The 6,375-nt window shown below is 53.5% G+C and carries 5 protein-coding genes; 3 read left to right on the top strand and 2 right to left on the bottom strand.

All coding sequences use genetic code 11. The features are described from left to right. Positions 1-932: 932 nt before the first annotated feature. Positions 933-1,922, bottom strand: coding sequence for a tRNA (adenosine(37)-N6)-threonylcarbamoyltransferase complex transferase subunit TsaD (gene tsaD, locus Q8Q07_06925; GenBank protein MDP3880017.1), 990 nt, complete (start codon positions 1,920-1,922; stop codon positions 933-935). Positions 1,923-2,049: 127 nt separating this feature from the next. Here tsaD and Q8Q07_06920 point away from each other — a divergent pair, with 127 nt between their 5' ends. From Q8Q07_06920 to tilS, 3 genes are all read left to right on the top strand, one after another. Further along, positions 2,050-3,333 (top strand): hemolysin family protein, encoded by a 1,284-nt coding sequence (locus Q8Q07_06920; GenBank protein ID MDP3880016.1) that lies wholly within the window; start codon positions 2,050-2,052, stop codon positions 3,331-3,333. 46 nt (positions 3,334-3,379) lie between these two features. Continuing rightward, positions 3,380-4,015 (top strand): TIGR03936 family radical SAM-associated protein, encoded by a 636-nt coding sequence (locus Q8Q07_06915; GenBank protein MDP3880015.1) that lies wholly within the window; start codon positions 3,380-3,382, stop codon positions 4,013-4,015. Between the two features lie 82 nt (positions 4,016-4,097). Beyond that, a complete protein-coding gene (gene tilS, locus Q8Q07_06910; protein MDP3880014.1) occupies positions 4,098-5,540 on the top strand; it encodes a tRNA lysidine(34) synthetase TilS in 1,443 nt (480 codons plus the stop codon). Between the two features lie 50 nt (positions 5,541-5,590). Here tilS and Q8Q07_06905 read toward each other — a convergent pair. Continuing rightward, the coding region (locus Q8Q07_06905; GenBank protein MDP3880013.1) for a hypothetical protein at positions 5,591-6,375 on the bottom strand (785 nt) is incomplete at its 5' end.

Here is a 6,375-nt window from a genome sequence, read left to right as displayed (position 1 = left end):
TCCATCTTTGGTCTATTTAGACCAGAATGGTGTGAAATTTATATCTCAAGAATATGTCGATTTAACAGAAAAGAGACTTAGTTTAGTTACTCCTCGATGTATTTGATAGCTCTATTTATAAGCTCAACAGCATCTTTAAATCTGCCTATCCCTGTATTACAACTGTCGCATATCCAGCCACGTATCGCCCCCGTACGATGATTATGGTCGAGGACTACCTTACTACTCACACCAGCGATGGTTCGTTTACCACAGATAGGGCATTCAAAGGGTTCATTATCAGGTTTAGTGCTTAACCATTTGCGTTTTTCCTTTGGAGTCGGGGTTGTCCCTTCAAGCGTCTTTCTACATTCTTGGCATGATGGCCTGCGAACTGGCCTGTTTATATTATTTTGATTCCTTGCGAACTCAGTGGTATTTAGAAGTTTGTGGCAAATGTTGCAAATCTTTTTAGGGAATGGGTCTCCAGTTTGTGTAACATCAAAAACCTGGAAAGCACTGGTAGGCAAGGTGACATCTTGCCAAATCCGCACAAAAAATATGGAATCAGTCCCGGCTTTTATTATGCCCACATCATCCTTTTGGACTATAACTCCATTTGGAAGCGTGATGCCCTTTAAAGCAACTACGAAAGTATTAGATGGCTGATTCACAAAACAAGATTATCAGACTGTTCAGTCATTTACAAGTTTTAGTTTTCAAAATGATACACTATCGTCGCCTGGGGACGGTTTACAGGACAATCAGAGCTGGAGAGAAAAGCGGTTGACCTCTACCGGAATTACCCCAGGCTGTCACCCAATTCTGTGGAAAGGCATATGGCGTCACAGCTCGGGTTAAGTAGCAACCTGGTCAACTCCGCCGGGCGGCAACAGGGGCTGATACAAATCTACAAGCGGCTGTGCACTCAAGGGAAGTGCGGCTGCTGCCGGCTAAGCCAGCCTTAGGCCGGGAACCACGTCCAAATCCAGGCCGTCTATCCTGCCACCCTGGAAACGGTAGTAGCCGCAGGCAGCGACCATAGCCGCATTATCAGTGCACAATATCATCGGGGGAATTAAAACCGGTACCGGTGAATCGGCGACCAGCTTCTGCCGGAGCGACTCATTGGCCGCAACCCCGCCCGCCAGTAAAATTTGCTTCGCCCGGTACTCCCGGGCCACAGCCATGGTTTTTCCTACCAGAACATCCACCACCGCCTCCTGAAAGCTGGCGGCCGCATCAGCCTTGGTTGAAATCTTTCCTCCCTCCACCAAACGCAGCAGCGCTGTCTTGACACCGCTGAAACTAAAGTCGTTAGTGCCGTTCAGCCAGGCGCGGGGCAGCCGGATCGAGGCACTACCGGCCGCGGCAGCCCGCTCGATGGCCGGACCTCCGGGGTAGCCTAAATCAAGTATCCGGGCAGCTTTATCAAAGGCTTCCCCGGCGGCATCATCCCGTGTCCGTCCCAGTATCACATAGTCCTGGTGCCCCTTCATCAGTACCAGGTCGCTATGCCCCCCGGAAACAATAAGACAGACTAAAGGAAAAACGGGGGAAACACCCTGACTATGCCCGGCCAGCCAGTTAGCGTAGATGTGTCCCTCCAGATGGTTAACCCCGATAACCGGCAGCCCGTGAGCCAGAGCAATCGCCTTAGCCACGTTAACTCCTATCAGTAATGAGCCGGCCAAGCCCGGGCCAACAGTTACGGCAATAGCGCCCAAATCACTCCATGTAGCCCCGGCGTCAGCCATCGCCTGCTTTACCACCGGGATAATGGCCAGAATATGCTGGCGCGAAGCCACTTCAGGCACCACTCCACCGTAACGGGCGTGAATTTCTATCTGTGAAGCAATCCGATTAGACAGAATGCTGACCCCATCCTCCACAACCGCCGCTGCCGTCTCATCACAGGAGGTTTCAATACCCAGTATTCTCATACGGTAGAATTATAGCATATACCACGGAGTCCAAATAGAAGCTAATTTTGACACGGCTATTAACTGATGTTACTATAAGAATGAGCAATAATTTGATATGCTATTGCCGAGAGCAGAGTAAAGCTGTATGTTTGGTACTGAAGAAACGCTATATTTAGTGCTTCTTCTTATTTGCCTTCTTCTGTCTGCCTTCTTCTCCAGCTCGGAAACAGCCTTTTTCTCCCTGCAGAAGGTAAGATTGGAACACCTGGTTCATAACCGGGTGAAGGGTGCCAGTCTGGTTTCCCGCATGATAAAAAAACCGGAGAGACTGCTCTCGATGGTATTACTGGGCAATAATCTGGTCAACACCGCCGCCGCCGCCCTGGCTACCATCCTGGCAATCCGGTTCTGGGGGGAACAGCAGGGTCTGCTCCTGGCCACCGTCGGCTTGACCATTATTCTGCTGATATTTTGTGAGACCTCTCCCAAGACAATTGCCGCTAATCACGCCGAGCGGATTTCCCTCACCTTCGCCCGGCCCCTGGAGTTCCTCTCCTGGCTGTTTACCCCTTTCGTAATCGTGCTCAGCCGCATCGCCGCCTTCTTCAGCCGCCTGGTGGGCGGCACACCCGTACCCAGGTCTCTGGTCAGTGATGATGAAATCCGCACCATGATCTCCGTGGGTCACCGTGAGGGCACGGTGGAAGAGTCCGAGGCGGAAATGCTGCACAAGGTCTTCGATTTCGGTGACCGCCCCGCCTACGAAATCATGATCCCGCGCCCTGAGGTCGTCGCCATCGAGCAGGGCTCGACTGTAGCCGATTTCCTCGCCCTCTACGCCCAGTCCCCAAGGTCGCGTTTCCCGGTATTCCAGGAGAATATGGATAACGTCGTCGGTATCCTCGCCGTCAAGGACGTGATGATGGCCCAGGCCAGGGGCACCATTGATAACCAGAGCACCATCGATGACCTCGTTCGCCCCGCCTATTTTACCCCTGAAACCAAGCGCATCAACGAGCTCTTTACCGAGATGCGCGATAAGAACTACCGCATGGCTGTCATTGTCGATGAGTTCGGCGGTACCGCCGGTATCATTACCCTGAGCCGCCTCGTCGAGGAGATCGTCGGTGAGGTCGGCGATGAACTGGCCGATGTCGAAAAAGAGTACGAGGTAATCAATGACTATACCTTTCAAATCGACGGCAGTATGCGTATCGAGGAAGCCAACGAGAAGATGCAGCTGGAGCTGCCCGAGGGCGACTACGAGACGGTGGCCGGCTTCGCCCTTCACCTCCTCGGCCACATCCCCAGACCCTTTGAGCAGGTTAAATATAAGGACCTGAAGCTGGTGATTACCGAGATGCGCGGACTCAAAATTGAAAAAATCAGACTGACCAGGGAGAAAAGTCACGCTACGCCTGCGAATTAGATTCAGCCGGGGAGAAGAGATAAAGTTCATCTCCCACCTTGATATTATGCGGCTCTGGGAAAGAGCCTTCCGCCGCGCCGGGATACCGCTGGCCTATTCGGAAGGCTTCAACCCTCACCCGCGCCTGTCATTAGCCGCCCCTCTTCCTGTGGGAGTTACCAGTGAAGCTGAACTAATGGACATCTTCATCTCCAGACCGGTTTCGCCGCACTGGTTCGTTACGTCGGTAAGCCGGCAGCTACCGGCCGGGGCGGAAATACTCGAGGCGCACCAGACAGCGCCCACCATGCCGTCACTGCAATCCCAGGTGCGTTACGCTGAATACATGGTGAAGCTTGATAGTGACCATGATCCGGCGGCAGTGCAATCAGCGGTTGCCGACTTACTTGCCGCGGAGCGTCTGCCGTGGCGCCACTATCGGGATACCGGAGAGCGGAACTATGACCTGAGAGCGCTAATCGATAACATTGAGCTGGTTGAGCAGCACCCTCCCGGTTACGTGATAAGAATGAAATTACGCTGTGATAGCGGCGGTTCCGGTAGACCGGAACAGGTGGCTCTGGCTCTTGGGTTTGCCGGTTATCCGGAATCAATACACCGCGCCAGACTTATCCTGCAACCACCGGGCGAAGCCGGAAACGGGCCAGTAAAGCCATACCCACCTCAACGGATACGCCGGTAACCGTTGCATTAGATGACATTGTAGTCGAAGTCCGGATAATTGTGGTAAAAATCAGGCAGACCTTCCAGGGCATGAATGAACATTGAAAAGACAGGGATGCCAGGAACCCCTGGCGCAAAGGGTGATGAACTATATTCAGAAGCATCGCCTGCTATCGGACGAGCCTCACCTGGTAGTGGCCGTCTCCGGCGGCCCGGACTCGGTCTGCCTGCTGCATATCCTGTCCGTCCTGCAAGAGCAGTTGAAGGTAAAACTTCACGTAGCTCACCTCGACCACCAGCTCCGGGGGCTTGAGTCCGAAGCTGACGCCCGGTATGTCGCCAGCCTCGCCCGTCAATTCAGTATCCCGGCCACCATTGACCGGCGTGATGTCAGAGCCTACCAGTCCCTCCGGCGCAGTTCACCGGAAGAAGCCGCCCGCGAGGTACGATACGACTTTCTGGCCGAAGTAGTTAAATCAACCGGAGCCGATGGAGTGGCGGCAGGTCACACCACCGATGACCACATCGAGACAATACTGATGCACCTCATCAGGGGAACGGGCGCCAGGGGGCTGCGGGGACTGCAACCCCGTAGCCGGTGGCAGTCTCCAACCGGCAGTCTGACCATAGTCCGCCCCCTGCTCGCCGTGAGCCGTGAGGAGACCGTTGCCTACTGCCATCAATACCAGCTCAAACCCAGGCTGGACACCTCCAACCTGTCACTATCACCACTGCGAAACAGAATCCGCCACCAGCTTTTACCGCAACTGCTCGACTATAACCCGGGTATCGCCGGTGCGCTGCTGCGCACCGCCCGTATCGCCGCTGACGACCTCGCCTTCATGGAAACAGAGACGGAACGGTTATGGGATAAAGTCGCCCGGAGGCAGGGAAACACCATTATACTCGACAGGGAAGGACTCCTGGCTTTACCGCCCGCACTGCAGCGACACCTGCTGCGGGCAGGCATTGAAACGCTGCTGGGCAACCTCAATGACATCGAAGCCCGCCACATTGAAGAGATAATGGCCGCCCTGACCAGGTCAGCTGGAAAGAGCCTCAACCTGCCCGGAGGTCTGGTCTTCAGTAATGACTACAACCGGTACCTTCTCGGTCTTGACCCGGCGGAGCTTTCCCCCTTCCCCCCACTTGAAAATGAATTCTCCCTGAATATACCCGGCGTAACCGAATTTCCCGGCTGGCGTGTCACCGCCAGCCTCACCGAAAGGGGAAACATGACGGATAAAGTTGGCCGGTTCACCGCTTTTTTCGATTATGAAAAGACCGGCGGTAAGGCTACGGTACGGCAGCGCCAGCCCGGCGACAGGTTCCATCCCCTGGGGATGAGCCATCCCAAGAAACTGGGGGAGTTCATGATTGATGCCAGAATCCCCGCTTCCTGGCGCCCGCGGGTCCCCGTTGTCTGCTCACCGGAGCAGGTACTGTGGCTGGTCGGCTGGCGCATTGACGACCGGGTGAAGGTCACCGCAAACACCCGCCAGGTTTTAAGACTGGATTTTCAGGCTGTTTCGGGGAGCGTTTAATGATTAAGCCAAGCTTGCCAACAAGAGTAACAGAGTCAAAATACAGGTATTCACCAAGTCAGACTACGAGCTAACAAATCAACCAAGTCCAGCATGTGCACCAGACGAGAGTTCAACCCACATACAGTAGTCGGTAAGGGCTTATGGACATGTACGACGGCATCGACACATGAGTCGCTTAATATTTTGTTCAATCTAGCGGGATCGAACTCGTTAGTCACAACCAAGTAATCAACCTGCGCCCGTGTCCAAGCAGCAGCTTGTTTGTACGTTGGGCATTCGTTTGATATATCATTCAGGCGGTCATGACGCAAGCTCCACTTACAAGAAATAATGGCGCGAAGATGACCTTGGTTGCGAACCACAACGTCTATTCTAGGATTTGGACTACGCCCAGGAACGACAATACCTGGAAAGACAGCTTGGGCCGGCACCTCCAATTCATAGGTTACATTACTGTTTCCAAACGTTCTCAGAACCAGGCATATCAAAACAGGAAATGCAATCCCAAGAGGATTTTGACGCTGAACACCTTGGTAAGTTGGGTGCTGCATCAGAAGGTCAACATTGGATTGAACTTGATTGGACTGGCATCCAAGTTGTTGAGCGAGGTATCGCTCTGTTGCCAAAGCTCTCTGTTGCCAGGCAGATATGGCTTGTCTTACGGGACGGTAAGAAGGTGGTCGAAGTTTGTCGGCATCAATTATATGTGGTAACGCTGTTACAGCCCCGAGCGTTACCGGCTCATACCATAGCAAAACTTGATAAATTCCAAGCCATGCAGTGGTCCCACTCAATCCGTTTGGATACTCAGCATTCTTAAAAAGGTTAATGG

The organism is Dehalococcoidales bacterium (genome assembly GCA_030698765.1).
Lineage (GTDB): Bacteria > Chloroflexota > Dehalococcoidia > Dehalococcoidales > UBA2162 > JAUYMF01.
Note: the sequence above shows the minus strand (reverse complement) of the source record. Positions and strands in the feature narration are given on the sequence as shown.

Bases quoted from the DNA above. Each gene is read 5' to 3' on its own strand.
- tsaD (MDP3880017.1), bottom strand. From the start codon at position 1,922: ATGAGAATACTGGGTATTGAAACCTCCTGTGATGAGACGGCAGCGGCG.
- Q8Q07_06920 (MDP3880016.1), top strand. From the start codon at position 2,050: ATGTTTGGTACTGAAGAAACGCTATATTTAGTGCTTCTTCTTATTTGC.
- Q8Q07_06915 (MDP3880015.1), top strand. From the start codon at position 3,380: ATGCGGCTCTGGGAAAGAGCCTTCCGCCGCGCCGGGATACCGCTGGCC.